Origin of the sequence: Psychrobacter sp. NG27, from assembly GCF_016106655.1 — a bacterium.
In the GTDB taxonomy this organism is placed as follows: Bacteria; Pseudomonadota; Gammaproteobacteria; order Pseudomonadales; family Moraxellaceae; genus Psychrobacter.
Genome location: NZ_JADGIN010000003.1, coordinates 179,496 through 201,452 on the forward strand (window position 1 = coordinate 179,496; position 21,957 = coordinate 201,452).

Genomic DNA, 21,957 nt, shown 5'->3' on the forward strand with positions numbered 1-21,957 from the left:
TTTATAGACCATTAAATCGACCTATAAATTACGCCCAGAACTCATCATAGAACAGCAACCCAAGTTAGTTTTGATTAGGATTATATTCTCTCAACGCCGCAATACGGTCATCAAGAGTGGGGTGTGAGCGGAATAGGTTTGCAATACTAAAACCTTGTGTTTGCCCTGATGAGATCGCAAAGGCTTTCATGCTCTCAGGCATCTGGTCTGGTCGCTGTGCAGAAGGACGTAACGCATCAAGCGCACTGATCATTTTTTCGCGGCTGGCAAGTTTTGCCCCCATTTGATCCGCACGGAATTCACGTAAGCGTGAAAACCACATCACGATGGCAGACGCCAAAAACCCAAGTAAGATATCCATCACAATACTGGTGATAAAGTAACCGATACCTGGGCGATCACTGGTGTTTTTGAACACAGTACGGTCAACGAAACTGCCGACAATGCGTGCAAAGAACATCACAAAAGCATTGACCACGCCTTGAATAAGGGCAAGGGTTACCATATCACCATTGGCCACATGACCAATCTCATGTGCCAATACCGCTTCGACTTCATCGGCTGTCATATTCTGTAGTAGACCAGACGATACCGCCACCAGCGCCTTGTTCTTATTCCAACCAGTCGCAAAAGCATTTGGCTGCGAATTATTGAATATACCAACCTCTGGCATACCGATGTTTACGGCTCGCGCTTGTTTGGCTACTGTATCAACTAGCCATTGCTCAGTCGAGTTACGAGGGGATTCTATCACCACTGTACCCGTTGATCTTTTAGCCATCCACTTTGATATAAATAGCGACACCATCGAGCCAACCATACCGTAGATGCCACACATAAAGGCAAGACTGACATAGTTAAGACCACCTGCACTGTGCACACCGCCAATCCCAAAAAATCTGGATAGTATGCCAAATACAATGCTAAACACCACAATCACGGCTAAGTTGGTCAACAAAAACAAGCCAATACGCATCATTATGTTAAATTCCTATTCAATAGATCGGTAGTGCCTCAACAGAGCGTTATCTCAGAGGGTTATTTGATATGATAGATTTTACTTTGGTTTTATATCAATAGTGTCAGTTTAATGAGGGCATATTGTATAGTCAGTTCAATATAATTTCGATACAAGGAAACCGAGTGCAAGTTATACATTAGTATGCTTAGCGAGGATGACGATGTAGCGGATTTATATAGACTTGACTATTAGTCAATAATGGCGTTAATGGCAATAGGAATGAGTATTATGGCAAACCGTAGCTATCTGTATTCGACCAACATTATCCCCGAACCTAATCAAAATGAGAGCAGCCGTGTGCTAACTGGTATCTCAGAATATAATTACGACATTCCGATCGTTTTTAAAGTGTTACTCTCTGGCAATCCGCAGGCCTGTATATCAGTGATTTGGGACAGCGCGGAAAAAATCGCATTGATTGGTGATTACCAAACCGGCGTGCAAAATCTTGAGGAATTCTTAGCCAAAATTGTCTTGCCTGAGGCACAAGTCCCTATTGCTGAGGCGCTTGAGTTCTTAAAAGACCCAAAAAATCAAAGCCAGTATTTTATTTTAGAATGTGGTGAGATCTTTGAGATGAGTGAAACGCCAGTAGAGGTACAAAATCTGTCACTTCTCAATCAAATAAAAAACCTTCAGCCAGAGATAGCTGCAGCCTACCAGTTACTGTTGCCACCTACACCAGTAGTAAGCAAGCAGCCTAAACCTATTGGCTTCTTGGCAAAACTGTTTGGTCGTCGTCCAACATCGCCAAAAGCACTGCCCGTGCATCACTCAGAACAAGCTATCTATGATTTGGGTCTTGGACTCTGGTCAAATATTCTGTATTTTGATTTCTCGGAATCAGACGATGACCAAAACTAACCTTTAAAAAATGTATAAAAACGAGAATATAAAATGCAAATAGAAATGAATGTCATCGATGCTTTTACTGATCACGTTTTTAAGGGCAATTCAGCCGCGGTTATTATCACAGACAGTTGGTTGTCCGATGCGCTGATGCAATCTATCGCGATGGAGAACAATCTATCCGAGACGGCATTTTTAGTTTTAGATAAGACTGATGAAGATAAAAACAAGTATCATATTCGCTGGTTTTCGCCTTTCACTGAGATTGCATTTTGCGGGCATGCTACCTTGGCTTCGGCCTTTGTGTTGTTTAAGAAAAATCCGACTTTCAAATCGATTAAACTCTCAGCCAAAGCGGTGGGGGTGCTAACCGTTGTGCAGATGGACTCTGGCAAAATACAAATGGATTTTCCAAACAGAAAGCCTGAAAAGGTGATTGATATTCCTGATGATTTATTGGCGGGTCTCTCTATTACGCCTGTTGAAGTTTATCGCAATGCTCAAGCGTATTTTGTGATTTATAATTCTGAAGCTGACGTCTTAACAGTAGAACGTGATAATGACGCCTTAAAGCAGCTAGCACCTTATGATGTGGCTGTGACTTGTCAGGCAAAGTCAGAAAACTATCATAATTACGATTTTATATCGAGGTACTTTTGGCCAGCAAATGGTGGTGATGAAGACCCAGTGACAGGGTCTGCGCATACAGGTTTAGCACCATTATGGGCTGAGCGTTTGGAGAAAAATGAATTGCTTGCTTACCAAGCCTCTAGTCGCGGTGGGATACTCGATTGTGTAGTAACAGGCGATAGGGTATATATCTCTGGCCATGCTATACAGTATCTGACTGGGTTTATCATGATTGAGGAGTCGTAAGTTTTGACAGAATTAAAGACGGTTGGCCTTTTTGCGCTGACAGCATTGGCTGAGATTGCAGGGTGTTATTTGCCTTATTTATGGCTGCGAGAAGGTAAGTCGATTTGGTTGCTGATTCCGGGTGCACTTAGCTTAGCAGCGTTTGTCTGGTTATTGTCACTACATCCGACTGCTGCAGGTAGAGTCTATGCAGCCTACGGCGGCGTCTATATTTGTATGGCGATTTTATGGTTGTGGACGGTCAATGGTATTCGCCCAACCGTCTGGGATATAGTAGGTTCAGTAGTTGCGCTACTAGGCATGGTGATTATCATGTTTGCACCGCGCAGTGGCTAAGGCGTGTCCTCAATTCAATCAATAGTCATCTAAATGGGTTAAAAATGGCTAAATCTTGCCAAATGGCGTCAAATAGCTGACTAATATCTCGATATTATCTGCGCTATTTTCCTTGTTTGACTGCAATTTATCTCATTTTTATCACCATTTTTAAAATGAGGACACGTCCTAGTCAAAAAAACGGCTCATCAAATCTAATGATGAGCCGTTCTATAAGATTAATATTTATTGACCTAATAGCTATTTACTTAATATTTATATACGTAAAATATTAGTGATTACCTAAAATACTGCTGTTGCCATCTTTCTTTGATTGTTTGGCGGCTTTTTTCTCTTTCGCAGTCAAAAGTGGCTTCTTTTTGACATTCTTTTTACTGTCTTGACCTTTACTCATGATGGTTTCCTCTTTAGACAACGCATATGATTCTCTAAGCCAAACTGAGCTGGCTTGAGGAGATATGGTTACGACTAACATAGTCGTTTACTGAATTGAGTATAGGCTTAAGCATTAATAATAGATAGCACTCGCACAATTTACCTACGATTTAATCGTCTAGGTTGTTGGTTAAGTCGTATGAATAAGTGATTCTGGTTAAGTGGTTTGGGCTAAGTGATTTTTTTATCAAAATAATGTGGCTTATATAAATGGACGTAGCGATGAAGGAGCAATAGATTCGTTCAATCAATCATTGTATTAATAAGTGCTTACTTACGGATACCTGACGATTTGCTATAATGAATGATAAACCGATTAATAAATGCGGCAAACTCTTACTTATTCACATCTAGCACTATGCTGCTCACTGTTTTGGTCAAATTATTATGCGTATTCGTAAACTATTTAAATTTGAAAATGCTCACATCGTTCGTAACTGTAGCTCTGAGCGCTGCAAGCACTCCATTCATGGTCACAGCTACCAGATTGAGCTGATTTTAGAGGCCAATCGTTTAGACCATGGACAAATGGTCTATGATTTTGGTTTGCTAAAATCCTCTATCAAAGACATCATTGATAGCTTCGATCACGCCATTTGTTTTTGGAACAAAGATGATCCAGAGTACGTTGCAGCTTGTAAGAAATTCAGTGCCCGCTGGATAAGTTTGCCAGTGTCACCATCAGCCGAGCAATTTTCGCGAGTGATATTCTTTTGGGCACAAGAGATACTGCGTCAGACACAAATGCAAAACGGTGAAGCTGATGTCAGTGTTTACTCAGTGATTGCCCATGAGACAGCAACAGGTTACGCGCAGTGTTTCGCTGAAGATGTCGCAAACGATCAAATGGGCAAGCTGGTTTTAGAAGACTTTGAATTTAGCGAACAAGTTAGTGCTGAATGGAGTGACTCGGATCTATACGCCAAGCTAATCCGCGGTGAGAGCTTTACCAACCCGACTGTAACCATGCAGGTACAGACAGAGCAAGTACAAGCAGGTTCAGTCTGATGTGTGATGATCAATCTATAGAAAATGGCAAATACCTAAAGACTCTGATATTAAACTCTGAGCAAGACACTCAATCATTGGCTGAGCAATTAGCGACATTGCCACTTACAGGCAGCGTCTGGCTAGCAGGTGACTTGGGTGCAGGAAAGACCACATTGACACGCTACTGGCTGCAAGCATTAGGTCACACAGGCGCGGTAAAAAGCCCGACGTATACTTTGGTCGAGCCCTATAGTATCGAGCAAAATGACGGTTTGATTAAACCAGTCTATCATGCAGATTTATATCGTCTCCAAGATCCAGAAGAGTTATCTTTCATCGGCTTTGATGAGTATCTAGACGAGCCTAATGCACTGGTCATCATCGAATGGGCCAGTCGCGCAGATGGCTATTTACCCTTGCCTACATTATTCATCGATATGACGCAAAATGAGCTCGATGATGCAGAGACCAGTGGTACAAGTAATGAATCTCGTCAAGTGGTGCTGCGACTATCGACAGCAGGACAAGCACAAGGTATAGATTTATCAAGCCTCACCCTCTGAATAGGGTCAACTACTAACTTCCAAACCAGCTAAAAATATGACAGTCATTCATGCCAGATAATCACGCCCATACCCGTATCAAAAAACTATCGCCGCTGCTTATTAATCAATTAGCAGCAGGTGAGGTCGTGACACGTCCAGCAGCCGTGGTCAAGGAGCTGCTCGAAAATGCGATCGATGCTGGCGCGACCAATATTGAAGTGCGCATCACCCAAGGCGGCATGGGCATGATCGAAGTGATCGATGATGGTATGGGAATTTATCCTGATGATATGGTCATGGCAATTACCCGTCATGCGACCAGTAAAGTCGCTGATGTTGCCAATTTACATGGCATCACGACGTTGGGTTTTCGCGGTGAAGCATTGGCCGCGATGGCAGCGGTCTCCCGTCTGACCCTGACCAGTAGTCATGATGATAGCGGTGTGGGTCGTCAGTTACAGGTTGCTGGCGTATTGGATGACACACCAAAACTGACACCAGTGGTGCATGGTCGTGGCACCACGATTATGGTGAAAGACCTATATTTCAATGTGCCAGCACGCCGTGGTAATTTGAAGTCTATCGCCACTGAGTTCGGTCATATCGAAGCCATCGTTCGTGATGTGGCGCTTGCACGAGCTGATGTTGCCCTTACGCTGTTTCATGATAATAAAAAACGCTTGTCATTATCTGCCAGCACTACAAGTAATAGTCATGATACTGTCAACCGTTTGCCATTGCCGCGTCTAGAACAAGCCACTGGAATACCATTAACGGACAGTGCATTGGAGATCTCCATAGATTTATCGAGTCTGATACAGCAGTCTATAGAGTATGATAATGACAGTGTTATTAGGCAAGCAGCGATTAGCGGTTGGTTATGGCCCATGCACGATGAGCAAACGGCACTACCAAGACTGATTTATGTCAATGGTAGGCTCGTGAAAGAGCTCTTAATTAGTAATCAACTGCGTCAACTGGCACAGGGTGCACAGCTAGCAGGGATGGGTTACGCCCTTTATTTCGATTTACCAACGCAGTGGTTGAACATCAATGTACATCCATCCAAACAGCGCATCAAGATCAGTCCGCTAAACAATGTCATGGCGCACTTAAATCATTCGATTCGTTCACAGTTAAAAATGCTCAATGCAAATACAGTAAAAGTGACTAGCTCCGACATTTTAGACACATCAAAAGAGGATGGTTCTGTAAGCACGCTGTCTGACACGCATCTATCAAAACCCTTGGCTATAGACCGTTCAAGACAAAATCAGCAAGTACAAGCGCCTAGTCAGTCCTATCAAACAGCTTCAAGTAAGCCATTTTCAGGAAAATCCTCATTCCAACAGTCAATAACCTCTGGTGTTGAAGAGATTTTGGATGATAAAAGCACGCTTCTAAATACTCTTGTTCTAAATAACGCGCCTAAAGCCACGACATCCTTACCTATATGCTTAGATGTTATCAGCAGTTTAAATGCTAATACAATGGGCGTTGTGATTGATCAAAATCTCAATGATAAAATGCTGCCTTGGCTACTGTTTTATCATCAGGGGCAGTGCATACTAATTGCTGAAAATGACTGGTATAAAAAGGTAGGCCAACTTTTTGAATCACAGGTTTTTGGTCGTGACGTGCTAGGTAAAGCCCAAGCCCCAAATAGTGCCAACGAAATTAATCAGCAACTTATCATGGTCAATACCCAGATGTCTGACCAAGACTCGGTGGTTTTTACTACAGATATGACAGCATTGCTGACAAAACATGCCATCAAAGTAATAGATAGTGAGCGTTTGGTGATGTCAATGCTCTCATCTACGTCCGAACCCTTTATAAACTAACCTATACTTTAAAGGTTATAATCAATCCTCTATAAAAGAGCTATGGCGTTAACCTCACTTGAAGTATCCCATATACATCTGCACTCGGTTGCCTTGTATCTCTTTTAAACTGAATCAACTATAGTCACTTTTTATAAACAATGATTAAAGGCAATCCTATGGGACAGTCGTCTGAGGGTTTATCTCATAAGCTAACAGATAATAGTGTGGTGTGCTTGATGGCACCCACGGCCAGCGGAAAAACAGCACTGGTATATGAGCTATATGATACAGGGCGCTATGAGCTGATTTCGGTAGATTCAGCACTGGTATATCGTGATATGAATATAGGTACCGCCAAACCAACAGCAGCAGAATTGTCACGTTATCCGCACCATCTGGTCGATATCATTGATCCCATGCAAAGCTATAGCGTGGCTGAGTTTGTCAATGATGTGGCGCGCCTGATTGATGAGTGTCATCAAAACGGGAAAATTCCATTGTTAGTCGGTGGGACCATGATGTATTACATGGCGCTGCTTGATGGACTATCGCCTGTGCCTGATAGTGATGATAGCGTACGCGCGCGCGTAGAGCAGTGGCGACAAGATAAAGGCATCAATGCCTTGTATGATTATTTGGGTAGCGTTGATCCAGTTAGCCATCAGCGTTTGAATGCGACAGATACTCAGCGTATCACGCGAGCCGTTGAAGTGTATCTGCAAACAGACATACCGATAAGTGACTGGCAGCGTCAGCCAAAGCAGGCGCTGGCACACAATCCAAATCAGCAATGGCATGCATTGGCAGTCATGCCGGATCGTCCGTGGCTGCATCAGCGTATCGAGCAACGTTTAGATATGATGTGGCATGAAGGGCTGGTTACTGAGGTAATTGAGCTGCTTGAGCAATATCCATTGACCCCTAACTTGGCGTCTATGCGCTGTGTCGGCTACCGTCAGGTATTAGAATATCTTGTGCATATTGCGCACCCCGTATTTGAGCTGTCGCATTTAGATAAAGCACAGTTTTACGATGCTTTTGCAGTGAGTCAAGATGCAAGTGATGAGCGAGAAAACCCAATCAGTGACTTTCAACGATCAGCGGTGCCTGATAATGAGACCAAGGCGCTTGCTTGTCAGCAAATGCAAAATAAGGCATTATATGCTACAAGACAGCTGGCAAAGCGCCAGTATACTTGGCTACGCAAAGTTGTGCAGCTTCCTAGCGTATCAACAGATAGCATTGCTGGATCTGAACATATTGATAATGACACGGCAAATCTGACGATTAAAACCTTTACCACGATGCAACAGGCCAGAGATTATCTGTCGTAAAGTGTCATAAAAATTTCTGTCATAAGTGCTTTGTAGATACCTATAGAAGGTCTGAAAACAGTAATCACAATTAGTTTCAAAATATCGCATAGATAACTGCTATAATTTAAAACTGCTGAAATAGTAGGCTTAATACTGCAAGAGAGTATCTATATAGAATAGATAGACATTGATATAGTGATTTTCTCAACAAGTATTGATTTATTTTGTTAAATAACAATCAATGAAACAAGTAGTTACTTAATTATTTACAATAATAATGTATTCGCGATAAAGTGGAATCACTTAACATCAGCGAATATCCGTTTAGATACGTTTTATAAATAAAACATATTATTGTATCTACCTTTTAGCCATTATAATTAAATTAACACGTAAAATAATTGGCACTTAAAACATAATTATATAATATTTAGGAGAGATTTCATGTCGAAAGGACAAACTTTACAAGATCCGTTCTTGAACTCGCTGCGCAAAGATCGCATTCCTGTCTCTATTTTCTTGGTCAATGGTATTAAACTACAAGGCCAAATTGAATCATTTGATCAGTATGTGGTACTTCTCAAAAATACCGTTAGTCAAATGGTTTACAAACATGCCATCTCAACTGTAGTGCCAGCTCGTAATCCACGTAGTAGCACAACAGCGACTGGCAGTACGCCTCAATCTCAAAGCACTCCGCCAACTGGTTACCAAGGTGGCGGTTTTGAACGTGGTGGCAACCCAGCAGCTGCTGGCGGGTTTGAAGAACGTGGTTTTGCCTCTAATCGTAGTGGCTTCAATCGCGGCGGCTTTAGCCAAGGTCAAGAGCGTCAAGATCGCGGGTTTGAACGTGGTAGCTTTGGCCAAGGTCAAGATCGTGGTTTTGAGCGTGGTGGTTTCGGTCAAGATCGCGGTTTTGATATGCCAGCAGATGGAGCAGGTTTCGAAGCTAAGCCGAATGATGGGTCTAATGACGGTGACAACTAGATAATGGCATGTGGCAACTGTATTGTCTAAGATGATAGCATTGATATATTTGATTAAGACCTACTGATACAGTGGGTTTTTTTTGTATAGATTCATATATATTGTCAGCAATAAGCGTATCGAACAGCGATCAAAATATGGCAGTAGAAAGCATGGCTGTAGATGGTTGTTTATATGAAACAATATAAAATAATATGAAGCATAGTATAGTAAAATACTGGATTCATTATAAAAATAGAGCACATTCATGAGTGATACTAAAAATAACCTAACCCATGAGCAATTTATTACCACCGCTATAGAGGCCATTAATACTGAAATATCTGCATTGGCATTGCTGACCGAGCAGATAGATGATCGGTTTGCGCAGGCCTGCGATATTATTTTGGCTTGTAAGGGTCGAGTGGTCGTCACTGGTATGGGTAAATCAGGATTAATCGGACGCAAGATAGCAGCGACTTTTGCATCGACTGGTACGCCAGCTTTCTTCATGCATCCAGGTGAGGCTGGGCATGGCGATTTGGGTATGCTAGTGAAAGGCGACGTACTACTTGCTATCTCAAACTCTGGTGAGTCGGATGAGATTAAGATGCTGTTACCAGTGGTCAAGCATCTGCAAATTCCACTGATCAGTATCAGTCGTGATAAGCGTGGCATGTTGCCACGGGCCGCAGATATCGTGTTGACGCTTGGTCAGTCACAAGAAGCTTGCCCGCTCAATCTTGCACCCACGTCAAGCACGACGGCGACTTTGGCACTTGGCGATGCGTTGGCAGTTGCGCTTGTGCATGCACGCAACTTCACCTCTGAAGACTTTGCACTCTCACATCCGGCCGGTGCATTAGGGCGTCAGCTACTTACTCGTGTCGAAGATCTCATGCACACCCAATCAGATGATCTGCCTTTAATTCATCAGCAAGCGCCCCTGCAACAAGCTTTGTTTACCATGTCTGCTGGGCGCCTAGGTATGACGGTAGTGACCGACGATACTGATAAAGTGGTTGGCGTGTTTACCGATGGTGATTTGCGCCGTGGCTTAGAAAAAGGGATCGATCTCCAGACAACGATGGGTGAGGTCATGGTCAGAAATCCACGCAGTATCAGTAAAACTATGCGCGCCTCAGATGCGCTAAGTGTGATGAATGAAAATGGTATCAGTCAGCTATTGATTATTGATAATGAAGATCGTCTAGAAGCCATTATTACGGTTCATGATTTGCTACAAGCTGGCGTAAAATAGCGTCTGCTTGAGATTGCTAAATGTTCAATACGCTCTAACCGTTAGAGTATTATTAATGATTGAATGATAGATTACGAGCAGATACCACTCAGACTACCAGCCTATAATAAGAGATAACTCATGCAAGATTTGATAAAAAAAGCAGGACAAGTAAAGCTATTGGTTATGGATGTCGATGGTATTTTATCCAATGGTCAAATTATTTATGATGCCAACGGTATTGAGACCAAAGCATTTTCCGTACATGATGGCGTGGGTGTCAAATCACTGGCTCGTTATGGTATTTTGACCGCGATTATTACTGGTCGTAGCAGTGCTATGGTAGATAAACGTGCCCTCGAGATGGGTGTTAACTATGTAGTACAAGGACGTGATGATAAGCTTGTCGCATTGAATGAGCTATTATCCTCTCTTGATCCGGCGCTCAATATTAGCGCTGCTGATTGTGCGTATATGGGTGACGATTTACCAGATATTAAAGCGATGCAAACAGTGGGATTTGCGGCCACAGTGCCTAATGCTCATGCAGAAGTGATCAAGCGTAGCCATATGGTGACCACTCGTGCAGGTGGCACTGGCGCGGTACGTGAGGTATGTGACCTTATCTTAAAAGGTCACGGAGAATATCAAGACTTTATCTCGCACTATACACTGGATGAGACCCCAAACTAGGATAAACTATCGTGAACACACGTGTTTTAATTGTACTCGCATTAATCATTGCAGGGCTTGCTGGTTGGTTCTTTCAGCAGCAAGGAGACGTGACACCGCCAGTCAACATTGAAAGCACTGATGTTGATTATGAGGCCACGGACATAAAAGCCGTTCAAACAAACGATCAAGGCGAAACTGAGTATGAGCTAACGGCGGATTCTTTGACGCACAATCCTGAGACCAATGAGGATGAAATGTCAGGCATTACTATGAATTGGGAGCCTTCACCAGAACAGCGCTACCGTATTCAGGCCGGTAGTGCTGCTATCAGTCAGGAGACAGGAGAGCTCAGTTTGTCGGGAGGTTTTACGCTCGTCAGTGAAGGCAATAAAGACAAGCCTGATGTGGAACCAATAAAAGTGACTGGTAGCGCTCTGAAAGGCAATACAAAGTCAGGTAAAGTATATAGTGAAGCACCTGTGAAGATTGAGCAAGGGATGAATCGGTTCGAAGCCTCTAGCATGACTGCCAATCTTGAGACAGGAGAGTATGAGTTTGGTCAAGTTGCCGTCGATTTTATGCCTGCTGATCGTCAAGACAAAGCATTGTTTTAACCAAAAACTAGGATTAACCAAGATCTCTTTTATCTGTTATATGACATAACCACCATTAGCATGAAGTTTGCAAATCCTATTACCAATTATGAAACGAGTCATTTATATGAAACCTAAATTTTTGCCTACTTTGCGCTCATTAGCAGTACGTTTGGGTCAAGCCGCACCGAGCTTATCTACATTACGTGCTTTGCCAGTGGGTCTGCTAATCGCATTGCCATTGTATAGTCATGCATTACCGTCAGATGCCAATCAGCAAATAAAATTGCTAGCGGACAAGGCCACTTACAGCGAGCGTACAGGTATCACAAGTTACTCAGGTGGTGTTGTTATTACTCAGGGTACCTTCAAAATGACGGCCGACAATATCACGGTCAATCTATCGCAGCAGCGTAGTATCAATTCTGCTGTAGCGACAGGTCGTCCAGCTACCATGCAGCAAATCGTGACTCAAGAAAAAGGCTTAGCAAAAGGCCAAGCCAATAAAATCGATTACAATGCAGTATCTGGCATCATTACTTTAACAGGAAATGCCAAGCTGGTTCAAAATGGTGCAAGCTTTGCAGGTAATGTGATTCGCTATAGCCTAAAAGCAGGTGATGTAGAAGCCACTGCTGGTGGTAACCAGCGAGTAGAGCTGGTATTCCCGCCTAGTAACAGCAACAGCCAGAGTGGTGTGCGCTAATCTAGCCATCAATCTATAGTAGAGGCGTGTGTTTTTTCAATAGCGCTTGAATTTTGTGAAAGTAAGAGTAAGTTATGAGCGATAATCAAAATATAGATCCATTGGTGTCAAGTGCTAACACAGCGCCTGTCGCTCGACTGACAATGCAAAATTTGGGCAAGCGCTATGGTAAGCGTTGGGTAGTCAAAGACGTTTCGTTCTCTGTTGACCAAGGGCAAGTCGTTGGATTGCTAGGCCCTAATGGTGCGGGTAAGACGACCAGTTTTTATATGGTAGTTGGTCTAGTCAATATGGACAAAGGCCGTGTCACGCTAGGAAAAATGGACTTGTCCAAATATGCCATGCATGAGCGCGCTCGTGCAGGTATCGGGTATTTACCGCAAGAAGCATCGATTTTTCGTAAGTTGTCTATCGAAGATAATATTTTAGCGATTTTGCAGACCCGTACAGAATTGAGCAAAGCTGAACAGCAGCAAGAGCTTGAAAAATTGATCGGTGAGTTCCATTTAGAACATGTACGCCGCTCACTTGGTATGAGTGTCTCGGGCGGTGAGCGTCGTCGCTGTGAAATCGCACGTGCGTTAGCAGCCGACCCTAAATTTATATTGTTAGATGAGCCTTTTGCTGGGGTTGATCCCATCTCTGTTGGCGATATCAAAGATGTTATCTTGACGCTAAAAAACCGCGGTATTGGGGTGTTAATCACTGACCATAATGTTCGTGACACTTTGGCTATCTGTGAAAAAGCCTATATCGTCTCAGAAGGCGCTATCATTGCTGAAGGCACCTCATCTGAAGTCTTGGAAAATGATTTGGTGAAATCCGTCTATTTGGGTAAAGATTTCCAAGTATAGTATTAAAAAATACTGTTAAATTTTTCTCATATATATACTGACTGGCTTTAGTCTTGCGATAAACGCATAAAGCCAGTCCGAATATACTCCTTTCTTTAAAAAATAGCCTGTCATACTAATGGCTGATTGATCGTAATCAGTACTCTTACATTCGCTCTCATAAAAATAATCATATTCTATTCATTATTCTCGACTGATCATCTGAATAAGGCTCATAAGTCATGGCAAAAAATAAAAGCAGTTATGTCTGTCAGCATTGCGGCGCGCATTTTGGTAAATGGGCAGGGCAGTGTACAGATTGCGGTGAATGGAACAGTTTGGTCGAAGCCCCCAACGTCAGTATGCCGCATCATAACAAAGCCGCTTCTAAGCCCGCCGCAAATCGAGCAGCACCTCGTGCATCAGGCGGCGCGCCAGCTGGCAACTATGCAGGTACACATAGTGCGGTTATGCCGCTCAATGCGGTCAGCATAGGATTGGATACGCGCTTGCCAACAGGGATTGGTGAATTTGACCGAGTGCTTGGCGGCGGTTTAGTGGCCGGGTCTGTGGTACTGATCGGTGGTGACCCGGGTATCGGTAAATCGACTATTCTATTGCAGACAGCGACTAACATGGCACGGGCAGACTCGCTGGCAGGGAGTGCTCTGTATGTAACTGGTGAGGAATCGCTTGCACAGGTGGCGATGCGAGCTAAGCGCTTAGATTTGCCTGCTGATAGGCTCAGGGTGCTGGCTGAGACCAATGTGGAAACCATCTGTGCGGCATTGACTCAAGAGCAGCCAGCCATTGCCATTATTGACTCTATTCAAACTATCTACACTGACGCTATCAATTCTGCACCGGGCGGTGTCAGCCAGATTAGAGAATCGGCAGCGATTTTGACACGTTACGCAAAGCAAACGGGAACCGCTCTGTTCTTGGTCGGTCATGTGACCAAAGAAGGTACCTTAGCAGGGCCCCGCGTGCTTGAGCATATGGTTGACACGGTACTGTATTTTGAAGGTCAGTCAGACTCTAAATTTCGAATGATTCGTGCAGTAAAAAACCGCTTTGGGGCAGTCAATGAGTTGGGTATTTTTGGCATGACCGATATGGGTCTAAAGGAAGTTGCCAATCCATCAGCGATATTTTTGAGTCGCTATGATAAGCCTGTTGCAGGATCTGTGGTGATGGTCAGCCGTGAAGGGACGCGTCCCTTATTGGTCGAAGTGCAGGCTTTGGTTGATGACTCTCAAGGCTCGCCCAGACGTATGGCATTGGGCCTCGACTTTCAGCGCTTGTCGATGCTATTGGCAGTCATGCACCGTCATGGCGGTATTCATACCAGTGGGCAGGACGTCTATGTCAATGTGGTGGGCGGTGTCAAAGTCATAGAAACTGGATCTGACTTGGCCGTGCTATTGGCGTGCGCGTCAAGTATTAAGGAGCGAGCATTGCCCTCATCATTGGCTGTGTTTGGTGAAGTGGGTTTATCTGGTGAAATTCGCCCAGTACCTAATGGTCAAGAGCGCCTAAAAGAAGCAATGAAGCATGGGTTTAAACATGCGATTATTCCAAAGGCCAATGCGCCTGCTAAGAATGCACCTCAGTTTAAGGGAATCAATGTAATCGCGGTCGAGCGTCTTGATGAGGCGATTGAAAGTGCGTTTGAGCTATAGTTGATTCAGTTTAAAAGAGGTACGTTAGAAATAGCGTTCTGCTAGGATAAATTTTACTCTCTTGCTGTGCGCTTCGCACTCCAGAGACTTCGTAAAATTCATCCCAGAAGCACTGTATTGTTTTTAAATTGAATGTTTGATTCTGTACTGATTCTTTAGCGCATAATAAATATGGTTCTACTGAGAAGCATAAAATTCAGCCACAAAAAAGCGCCTAACTACAAGTGAGTTAGGCGCTTTTTATGGTGTCATATTTGTTTTACTCTAGCGAGGTGGCGCTCTGAGTATTGATATCTTACTTAAGTGTAGGATTAAGGTCCTGAGACACGCTCAATCGCGACGTTGCCAACACCTTTGCTTGTGATGCCTAGACGTTTGGCAGCACCATAAGATAAGTCTAATACGCGGTTGCCATGGAATGGACCACGATCATTTACTTTTACCACGACACTCTTACCATTGGTCTTATTGGTTACTTTTACATAGCAGTTCAACGGTAGTGAGCGATGCGCTGCTGTCAAACCGTTCATATCAAATGTTTCACCACTGGCTGTTTTACGACCATGGAATTTACGACCATACCAAGAGGCAAGACCTGTCTGCTTAAACTTGCTCACTGAATTAGAAGCGACTGCTGTTAGGCGTTCTAATACATCTTCATCATTACTCACTTGTGAGGTATCACTAGCGAGCAAAGAGCTATTAAGTGCAAGAGATGTCGGTTGACGAGCTGATTTAACCAAGCTAGATGCACCGTCATGTTGACGGCTAAGCTCACCCAGTACACGGTCGATATGGGAAGCGTTGTCTTGCGACATGATCGCAAGGGAGGTTTTTGCTTCTACAGCGTTTGCATTTGTAACAACTGCAGAGCCAGCAAACAAAACTGCTGACATTGTAAGTAAACCAGATAAACGCTTATTCATAAATACCTCTATAACTTATACATCAAAACCTAATGCTAAAACTTCAGATAGAATGTGACAATATTGGATCAATCCAGTAGTGGCGCAGACTTTAGAGCATTTATATTAATCTTTTATTTTTTTGGGGATTAATACAAAGGTCTCTATAGGTTTCAATCTATGATAGTGTTCATTTTATTATCACAAGCAATAGGCATAACGGCCAAAATTACTGGTGATACCCTCAAATGATCGTTAGCGACATTCATCTAATATTTTGCTTTAGAATAAAAATCGAGTACCAGTGTCACTGTACGATTTACTGAATATGTTGTATTTATCAAGTATTCAATAAACCCGCTATCTACACTATGTAATTAATCGTCTAAAGTAATGCTTTGTTATTAAACCGTTAATTAAGTAGTGAATTTGAAAGCGTGAAATCTACAAGATGCTAACTATACGGCCAAGCTACAACCAAAATATAATTAAGTGCAAAGTTTATTAGTGACTGTGTACGGGTTGTGTATCAATGTACAGTTAAAAGAGGTTAACGCAATTTTTTGTAAAAAACAAGGAATAAAATATTTCAGCTAGGATTGACAATCACTAGAGGATAAGTAGTTTATCTTCGATAAAATTAAGACATAAGCAATTAAATAACAATTACTTATGTCAGCTTTGTGACTACAATGAGAGTGATGCGTAAGGCAGATTATGTAGTATTTGTTAAAAGTAACAAGATATGAATGAGATGAATGTGGTTCAAATTCTATTCTGACTCAGAATTTTCACAGGCTATTTTAGGGCACATAAGGAACAATATTGGAGCAAAGTTCTTGCTCAGGGTGGCTTTATAATGTGCCCTAATATAGGGTCAGCCCGATTTATGGGTGTGAATAGACATGAGCAAACCAAACCCTGCCATGAGCGTCACGATAGCAGTACCACCATAGCTAATGAACGGTAATGGAACACCAACCACAGGCAAAATACCACCAACCATCCCAACATTGACAAAGATGTAAACGAAGAAAGACATAGAAATTGCGCCTGCCAATAATCTGCTATAAATATCAGGATGCGTGATCGCAATATATAATGCACGTGTCAGCAGACAAGAATAAATAAACATGAGAAGCATCACGCCAAATAGACCGAACTCTTCGGAAAAAGCGGCAATGATAAAATCGGTATGACCTTCTGGTAAAAAATGAAGATGTGACTGTGTGCCTTCCAAATACCCTTTACCCGTTAATCCGCCTGATCCAATGGCCGTTTTTGACTGAATGATATTCCACCCAGCACCTTGTATATCAGCCTCGGGGTTGAGTAGGGTAAGAACACGTGTGCGCTGATAATCATGCAATAAAAAATTCCATGCAAAGGCGACAAAAGGTATTGCTAAAATGACAGCAGCAGAAATCAAACGCCAAGACAGTCCTGCCAAAAATAAGACGAACATGCCGCTCGCAGCAACCAGTAATGAAGTACCAAGATCTGGTTCTTTGGCAATCAATAATACGGGTACGACAATCAATGCCAAAGTGATCGCGATACTAGAGGCTGATGGCGGCAAATCACGTTTTGACAAAAACCAAGCACACATCATTGGCATACCAAGCTTCATAAATTCTGAAGGCTGGACGCTACCGAATCCAGGTAAGTTGATCCAGCGCTGAGCGCCCATACGCACTTCACCAATGATGTCGACCAATATTAACAGGATAAGTCCTAGCACATAAAATATGGGCGTAAAGCTACGATAAAGGCTTGGCGGTATCTGTGCCATGATAAACATAACAACAAATGCCACACCATAGCTGACCATCTGACGTATGACCATGCCAATATCTTGACTAGCGGCACTGTATAAAATGGTCAAACCAATGCAACAAACGGTCAGCAGGAGTAGGGTCAACCATGGATCAATATGGATACGTTGCCAAAGTGTTGGCGCATGACCTTGGCCTAAGTGATGGCTTTGGCGTGAAAAACGGTATTGCGGGTTAGATGACATAGGCAGAGTTTGGCTGGCAGTTGGTGTAAGAGAAGCGCGCGATCTGAAAATGCGGTATCAATGAGCGTTGTCATGCAAATACCATCAGAAATTAGAAGGCTACAATGAGTCAAATAAAAGTGCATAGACAATAAAATAAGCAGATGGTTCACGCTCAGGTAATAAAGTCACATGATTATAACCATAATGAGGATAAGTGTTAATTACGAATATTAGGCCTCTGATTATAGGCGATAGTTTAGCCTGCTTGATAAAAATTTGATAGTATCGATAAAACGTTTTTAGCGGTAGTCTCTTGCAATGATAAAGTCAAAAATCCATGCCCGTAGGTACATCACTCAGCCTATTATCACATTCGTTGTGTGCGCGAGCAGTATCTCTGCTCATGCTGATCTCGTCAGTGACCATACTGAACGCCGTATTCAAATACGTCAAGGCAGTAATGCTTATATTAGCTCACCCAGTAACTCCTCAAATCTACGCTCTGCGGCTACTACACTGAGCGACACAAATGCTAGTAGTGGCGACAGTATGCAAAGCTTAATTGTACAAAAACAGCGCGATTTTGAGATCGATGCTCGTTTGTCTATCGAAGAGAATAAGCGTGTTAACGTCGTGAGACGAGCACCTACTTATAATACGGTCTATAGTAATAATCGCAGCTACAGTACGCCAAATAATACCTATAACTATACTCAGAACGATGCTATGGATATGAACTTTACCGCATGGTTGAACAGTAATAGCTACCGTGCTCAGCAAGTAGCGGAATATCAGCGTTATCTCGGATCACGAATTGGGGCACAGAACGTACCACCGCTGGAGCAATTATTGAGCACGGCTCGCAGTTGGGATAAGTGTGGTTACGAGCCCTATCAGTTACCACCGCAAGAGCTGTGGCAGAATGTTGTACCCACTTTACGCTTGTATAGCGAACTCAAAAACCAAGGAATTTTGCCACTGAGCAGTGAGATACGCTCAGTATATCGCAGTCCTGGACTCAATCAGTGTGCAGGCGGCGCTGATAGTAGTAAACATATGAATGCAAGTGCGATAGATATTTGGGTGCCAGAGTACGAAGACAACTCATGGCGTCTGAGCACGATGCAAGACGGTCTATGTCAATTTTGGCAATATCAAGGACAGCCTTATAATTTTGGCCTAGGTCTATATGCGACGGGTGCCATTCATCTAGACACGGACGGCTATCGTAAATGGGGTTTTAATCATGCCAGTAGCAGCTCTTCTTGCCGCTACTAAACCGAATATCGTCAATCCTCTATGAATTAGATATGGTGTCAGTCTTGCTTAGTCTACTATCTATAGTACTTTCACCCGGCTTCCTTGTATTTAAATTATATTGAACCGACTATCGTCAATCAATCGGAGTAGCAAGTAGGCAGTGGCTTAGCAAGCGAGTAGATACTTGGTAAATGAAAATGATCTGATGAAAATTAAGCTGATAACATTTAACTAGTAGGCATGCATCTAAATAACATATTATGAATATAATGTGTCTAACTACTTGATAATGGTTAAAAAAGAGGTAAAATACAGAGTTGAACACATAAGTTCACTGAAAATTTGTTTAGAGTTATAAAAAGTGTGCTTTAATAGTCTAAGATCATTATTTACCTTTGTATCCTTGACGTACGTAAAGGAATATGTCCACGTTTATGGTAAGCGAAATCTATGAAAAATTATCATTTGGTTCGATACAGCAAGCGAGATAAAATCCCCCGACATCTGCCGCGTTCACATGCCATAAACAGTGCGTTGTTAGGAGCGGCGTTTTTGTCTATGCTATCTATGAGTGGCTGTAGCTCAGAGGCATCTACTGATAACAGCGTGCTAGCCACAGATCCTTCTATGCAACATTTAGAGGCAAACACACAGAGCTCTGCCAATATAGAAGAAAGCATCAAAAACTCTTATGCTCGTTTGGCCTCAAAACGCTCTGATGTCTGTCCAAAATTGCTACAAGATGAGCAAAGAAGTCAAACGATTGAGCGTATCTCTGAAGTCATGGTAAACGATTACTGTGATTATTTTTTATATCCAGAAGAGGGTCAAGAGCTTTCTGTCAAAGTTGATAATAATCAAATAGAAACATTGCTCATCGTACCGACGCTGCATAATTTTGCCAATGGCAATTATCAGGTAACGTCATATGATAAGCATGTCGTTCGACTGAGCTACAACGGTGCAACGCATAAGCCTGAATCACTTACCTATAATGTTGCTATCAAGTTATCTGATAAACAGTATTTATAATATAGTCGATTCAACTTAACAGTAGTACAAAGCAACCGAGTGTAGAGGTCTATTTAATACTTAACTGACAGACAATGAGTTGGAAACACCTGACAGACTATCAATGACAAATCATCATAACCTATCAAGTGTCCCAATGACGATCAGCGTCAGCATCAATATTGTGAACAGTATGACTTACTGACACTTACTGTACATCGAGTTGGTTTGTGATACCTATTATTGATTTATTGTTTGTTTGAATTTTTTGCCAATGTCTTCTTAACCGATGCCTTCTTTGTCCAAGGGTCTTCTTGACCCACAGTCACAATCAAAAAATTATCAGGCTGTAGCGTACTGCGCAGGGTATTATTAACCCCTGTAAGCGTCACTTGATCGATACGATTGGTATAATCTGCCAGATAGCTGCTGGGCAGCTGATAAAAATTCATCATTGCCAGTAGCCCATTGATTCCTGCATTACTCGAAAATCCCATCGGAAAGCTATTTTTAAGATTGTCTGTCGTCAGGCGCATCTCATCTTTGGTGATACCAGTTGCTAACGTTTTATCGATGACGTCTAAGCTGGCATCGATGGCCGCGCGCGCTTTATCATTGCGTGTCGAGAACCCAATTTGATAAGGGCCTCGCGCCAACATCGGGCTCATTGAACCTGAAATCCCATAGGTATATCCCAAGTTCTGTCTAATTTCAGTCATTAATCGAGCATTGAAGTCACCACCCGCCATCACTTCATTACCCACCGCAAAGTTGGTCTGCTGCTGCTGAGCGACTGGATCAGTCGCTCGCTGACTGCCCAATTGCCCCATCAGTACAGTAGTCTGAGTGCTTGGAAATGGGATATGGATGTGCTTTGCTTGGGTTAATGGTGCAGGCTCAGGTAATTTGGCAGCTATTTGACCCGCAGGCAGTTGATCAGTGATGTCTTCAGCCATTTTTTTCGCTTGCTGCAATGTCAGATTACCAGTCATAGAGAGTGAAGCATTGGCTGCAACCAAATAGCGATTCTTAAAATCTATCAGGTGTTGCTGCTCAATAGTAGGGATGCTCTCTAGTGTGCCGACGGATGGATGCGCATAAGGATGGCTACCATATAAAGCATTGTCAAAAGCAATGCTGGCAAGGCTGTTAGGGTCTTGTTTTTGCTGCTGTAAGCCGACCAGTAACCTTGCTTTGTTGCGGGCTAGCACCTCATTGTTGAATGCAGGCTCATTCACCATTTGGGTCATTAAATCAATAGCAGGTAATAGATGTTTGTCATCAGACAGACTGCGTAGGGAGACGATAAACATGTCTTTGTACGCGCTACTGCTTAGGTTGATGCCTAATGTTTCAACGGCACGAGTGAATGCATTTTCATCTAGGCTCTTTGAGCCTTGTTCAAGCATGGTCGCGGTCATATTGGCAATACCAAAACCGTCTTTTCTAATGCTGTCGTCGCGCGCGCTACCAGCATTAAAGCGCAGGTCAATATCAACGATTGGCAGCGCCGTGGTCTGTACAAAAAGTACAGTGACGCCAGCTTTGGTTTTAAAGGATTGAATGGTTGGTACCGTGACTTTTAGAGGCTTACTATCATCAATGCTGGTCAGTGTAGCTAGGGCAGCAATGGGCGCACTCGTATCGACGATGGAAGGCGCACGAGCATCTTCAGCGCTAGCAATGTCTGCTTGAGCCGTATTCATAGATAAACTCAAGGCAAAAAAGACACCAGTACTAAGGACAGATAACTTTTTAAATGAGATGGTGCTGTTTTTTTGGGTCAGTCGGGCAACATTTGAAGCGGCTGATCTTGTTTGCACACCATATTGATTCTGAGTCATGATTTTCTTCTTATTGAGAATGCGGTTTTATCGTCATTTTTATTAG

Annotated in this window: 20 protein-coding genes and 1 pseudogene; 16 read left to right on the forward strand and 5 right to left on the reverse strand. The window is 42.9% G+C overall.

The genetic code is table 11. The annotated features are described in order from the left end of the window. Positions 1 to 64: 64 nt before the first annotated feature. The gene (gene htpX / locus IP485_RS06815; RefSeq protein WP_198326598.1) at positions 65 to 979 is read right to left on the reverse strand and encodes a protease HtpX; all 915 of its coding nucleotides are present in this window, start codon (positions 977 to 979) and stop codon (positions 65 to 67) included. 270 nt (positions 980 to 1,249) lie between these two features. Here htpX and IP485_RS06820 point away from each other — a divergent pair, with 270 nt between their 5' ends. The 3 genes from IP485_RS06820 to IP485_RS06830 are packed head-to-tail and all read left to right on the forward strand — an operon-like array spanning position 1,250 to position 3,082. Next, complete coding sequence (locus IP485_RS06820; protein WP_198326599.1) at positions 1,250 to 1,885, forward strand: hypothetical protein; 636 nt, start codon at positions 1,250 to 1,252, stop codon at positions 1,883 to 1,885. 33 nt (positions 1,886 to 1,918) lie between these two features. Further along, positions 1,919 to 2,746, forward strand: a complete 828-nt coding sequence (locus tag IP485_RS06825; RefSeq protein ID WP_198326600.1) for a PhzF family phenazine biosynthesis protein — start codon at positions 1,919 to 1,921, stop codon at positions 2,744 to 2,746. A 3-nt stretch (positions 2,747 to 2,749) separates the two neighbouring features. Continuing rightward, entirely contained in the window at positions 2,750 to 3,082 is a 333-nt protein-coding gene (locus IP485_RS06830) for a YnfA family protein (RefSeq protein WP_198326601.1), read from the forward strand. Between the two features lie 271 nt (positions 3,083 to 3,353). Here the strand turns inward: IP485_RS06830 and IP485_RS13870 are convergent, their stop codons facing one another. Continuing rightward, complete coding sequence (locus IP485_RS13870) at positions 3,354 to 3,476, reverse strand: hypothetical protein (RefSeq protein ID WP_265087577.1); 123 nt, start codon at positions 3,474 to 3,476, stop codon at positions 3,354 to 3,356. 428 nt (positions 3,477 to 3,904) lie between these two features. Here IP485_RS13870 and IP485_RS06835 point away from each other — a divergent pair, with 428 nt between their 5' ends. The 11 genes from IP485_RS06835 to radA all read left to right on the forward strand — a co-directional run bounded on the left by IP485_RS06835 (position 3,905) and on the right by radA (position 14,889). After that, positions 3,905 to 4,525, forward strand: a complete 621-nt coding sequence (locus IP485_RS06835) for a 6-pyruvoyl trahydropterin synthase family protein (protein ID WP_198326602.1) — start codon at positions 3,905 to 3,907, stop codon at positions 4,523 to 4,525. Beyond that, positions 4,525 to 5,070, forward strand: a complete 546-nt coding sequence (gene tsaE, locus IP485_RS06840; RefSeq protein ID WP_198326603.1) for a tRNA (adenosine(37)-N6)-threonylcarbamoyltransferase complex ATPase subunit type 1 TsaE — start codon at positions 4,525 to 4,527, stop codon at positions 5,068 to 5,070. The genes IP485_RS06835 and tsaE overlap by 1 nt, the downstream gene beginning before the upstream one ends. A 50-nt stretch (positions 5,071 to 5,120) precedes the next feature. Continuing rightward, complete coding sequence (mutL, locus tag IP485_RS06845) at positions 5,121 to 6,896, forward strand: DNA mismatch repair endonuclease MutL (protein WP_198326604.1); 1,776 nt, start codon at positions 5,121 to 5,123, stop codon at positions 6,894 to 6,896. A 158-nt stretch (positions 6,897 to 7,054) separates the two neighbouring features. Continuing rightward, positions 7,055 to 8,212: a tRNA (adenosine(37)-N6)-dimethylallyltransferase MiaA gene (gene miaA, locus IP485_RS06850; RefSeq protein WP_198326605.1), complete on the forward strand. Its 1,158-nt coding sequence runs from the start codon at positions 7,055 to 7,057 to the stop codon at positions 8,210 to 8,212. Positions 8,213 to 8,638: 426 nt separating this feature from the next. Then, positions 8,639 to 9,181: an RNA chaperone Hfq gene (hfq, locus tag IP485_RS06855; RefSeq protein WP_198326606.1), complete on the forward strand. Its 543-nt coding sequence runs from the start codon at positions 8,639 to 8,641 to the stop codon at positions 9,179 to 9,181. 247 nt (positions 9,182 to 9,428) lie between these two features. After that, complete coding sequence (locus tag IP485_RS06860; protein WP_194364255.1) at positions 9,429 to 10,421, forward strand: KpsF/GutQ family sugar-phosphate isomerase; 993 nt, start codon at positions 9,429 to 9,431, stop codon at positions 10,419 to 10,421. A 120-nt stretch (positions 10,422 to 10,541) separates the two neighbouring features. After that, positions 10,542 to 11,093, forward strand: a complete 552-nt coding sequence (locus IP485_RS06865) for a KdsC family phosphatase (protein WP_194364256.1) — start codon at positions 10,542 to 10,544, stop codon at positions 11,091 to 11,093. Between the two features lie 11 nt (positions 11,094 to 11,104). Beyond that, the gene (gene lptC, locus IP485_RS06870) at positions 11,105 to 11,689 is read left to right on the forward strand and encodes an LPS export ABC transporter periplasmic protein LptC (RefSeq protein ID WP_198326607.1); all 585 of its coding nucleotides are present in this window, start codon (positions 11,105 to 11,107) and stop codon (positions 11,687 to 11,689) included. A 106-nt stretch (positions 11,690 to 11,795) separates the two neighbouring features. Beyond that, entirely contained in the window at positions 11,796 to 12,374 is a 579-nt protein-coding gene (gene lptA, locus IP485_RS06875; protein WP_198326608.1) for a lipopolysaccharide transport periplasmic protein LptA, read from the forward strand. A gap of 74 nt (positions 12,375 to 12,448) precedes the next feature. Further along, the gene (gene lptB, locus IP485_RS06880; RefSeq protein WP_197177765.1) at positions 12,449 to 13,228 is read left to right on the forward strand and encodes an LPS export ABC transporter ATP-binding protein; all 780 of its coding nucleotides are present in this window, start codon (positions 12,449 to 12,451) and stop codon (positions 13,226 to 13,228) included. Positions 13,229 to 13,449: 221 nt separating this feature from the next. Beyond that, positions 13,450 to 14,889 carry a DNA repair protein RadA gene (radA, locus tag IP485_RS06885; protein WP_198326609.1) on the forward strand — a complete coding sequence of 480 codons (1,440 nt, stop codon included), beginning with the start codon at positions 13,450 to 13,452 and terminating at the stop codon, positions 14,887 to 14,889. A 311-nt stretch (positions 14,890 to 15,200) separates the two neighbouring features. Here the strand turns inward: radA and IP485_RS13975 are convergent. Both IP485_RS13975 and rodA read right to left on the reverse strand, forming a co-directional pair. Further along, positions 15,201 to 15,542 (reverse strand): annotated as a pseudogene (locus IP485_RS13975) (septal ring lytic transglycosylase RlpA family protein); the annotation flags it as partial. A gap of 1,129 nt (positions 15,543 to 16,671) precedes the next feature. Continuing rightward, positions 16,672 to 17,814: a rod shape-determining protein RodA gene (gene rodA, locus IP485_RS06895; protein ID WP_194364262.1), complete on the reverse strand. Its 1,143-nt coding sequence runs from the start codon at positions 17,812 to 17,814 to the stop codon at positions 16,672 to 16,674. 300 nt (positions 17,815 to 18,114) lie between these two features. On the opposite strand from rodA, the gene IP485_RS06900 reads away from it, so the two are divergent. Beyond that, positions 18,115 to 19,074 carry a D-Ala-D-Ala carboxypeptidase family metallohydrolase gene (locus IP485_RS06900; RefSeq protein ID WP_198326610.1) on the forward strand — a complete coding sequence of 320 codons (960 nt, stop codon included), beginning with the start codon at positions 18,115 to 18,117 and terminating at the stop codon, positions 19,072 to 19,074. A 432-nt stretch (positions 19,075 to 19,506) separates the two neighbouring features. Beyond that, positions 19,507 to 20,088 carry a hypothetical protein gene (locus tag IP485_RS06905; protein WP_198326611.1) on the forward strand — a complete coding sequence of 194 codons (582 nt, stop codon included), beginning with the start codon at positions 19,507 to 19,509 and terminating at the stop codon, positions 20,086 to 20,088. 227 nt (positions 20,089 to 20,315) lie between these two features. On the opposite strand, the gene IP485_RS06910 is transcribed toward IP485_RS06905, so the two are convergent. Next, entirely contained in the window at positions 20,316 to 21,911 is a 1,596-nt protein-coding gene (locus tag IP485_RS06910; protein WP_198326612.1) for a M16 family metallopeptidase, read from the reverse strand. Between the last annotated feature and the right edge of the window lie 46 nt (positions 21,912 to 21,957).

Coding starts and splice junctions, on each gene's coding strand:
- tsaE (WP_198326603.1), top strand. CDS start 4,525: ATGTGTGATGATCAATCTATAGAAAATGGCAAATACCTAAAGACTCTG.
- rodA (WP_194364262.1), bottom strand. CDS start 17,814: ATGTCATCTAACCCGCAATACCGTTTTTCACGCCAAAGCCATCACTTA.
- radA (WP_198326609.1), top strand. CDS start 13,450: ATGGCAAAAAATAAAAGCAGTTATGTCTGTCAGCATTGCGGCGCGCAT.
- IP485_RS06900 (WP_198326610.1), top strand. CDS start 18,115: ATGATAAAGTCAAAAATCCATGCCCGTAGGTACATCACTCAGCCTATT.
- IP485_RS06865 (WP_194364256.1), top strand. CDS start 10,542: ATGCAAGATTTGATAAAAAAAGCAGGACAAGTAAAGCTATTGGTTATG.
- htpX (WP_198326598.1), bottom strand. CDS start 979: ATGATGCGTATTGGCTTGTTTTTGTTGACCAACTTAGCCGTGATTGTG.
- IP485_RS06910 (WP_198326612.1), bottom strand. CDS start 21,911: ATGACTCAGAATCAATATGGTGTGCAAACAAGATCAGCCGCTTCAAAT.
- IP485_RS06905 (WP_198326611.1), top strand. CDS start 19,507: ATGAAAAATTATCATTTGGTTCGATACAGCAAGCGAGATAAAATCCCC.
- miaA (WP_198326605.1), top strand. CDS start 7,055: ATGGGACAGTCGTCTGAGGGTTTATCTCATAAGCTAACAGATAATAGT.
- IP485_RS06820 (WP_198326599.1), top strand. CDS start 1,250: ATGGCAAACCGTAGCTATCTGTATTCGACCAACATTATCCCCGAACCT.
- mutL (WP_198326604.1), top strand. CDS start 5,121: ATGCCAGATAATCACGCCCATACCCGTATCAAAAAACTATCGCCGCTG.
- IP485_RS06825 (WP_198326600.1), top strand. CDS start 1,919: ATGCAAATAGAAATGAATGTCATCGATGCTTTTACTGATCACGTTTTT.
- IP485_RS13870 (WP_265087577.1), bottom strand. CDS start 3,476: ATGAGTAAAGGTCAAGACAGTAAAAAGAATGTCAAAAAGAAGCCACTT.
- IP485_RS06835 (WP_198326602.1), top strand. CDS start 3,905: ATGCGTATTCGTAAACTATTTAAATTTGAAAATGCTCACATCGTTCGT.
- lptB (WP_197177765.1), top strand. CDS start 12,449: ATGAGCGATAATCAAAATATAGATCCATTGGTGTCAAGTGCTAACACA.
- IP485_RS06860 (WP_194364255.1), top strand. CDS start 9,429: ATGAGTGATACTAAAAATAACCTAACCCATGAGCAATTTATTACCACC.
- lptA (WP_198326608.1), top strand. CDS start 11,796: ATGAAACCTAAATTTTTGCCTACTTTGCGCTCATTAGCAGTACGTTTG.
- hfq (WP_198326606.1), top strand. CDS start 8,639: ATGTCGAAAGGACAAACTTTACAAGATCCGTTCTTGAACTCGCTGCGC.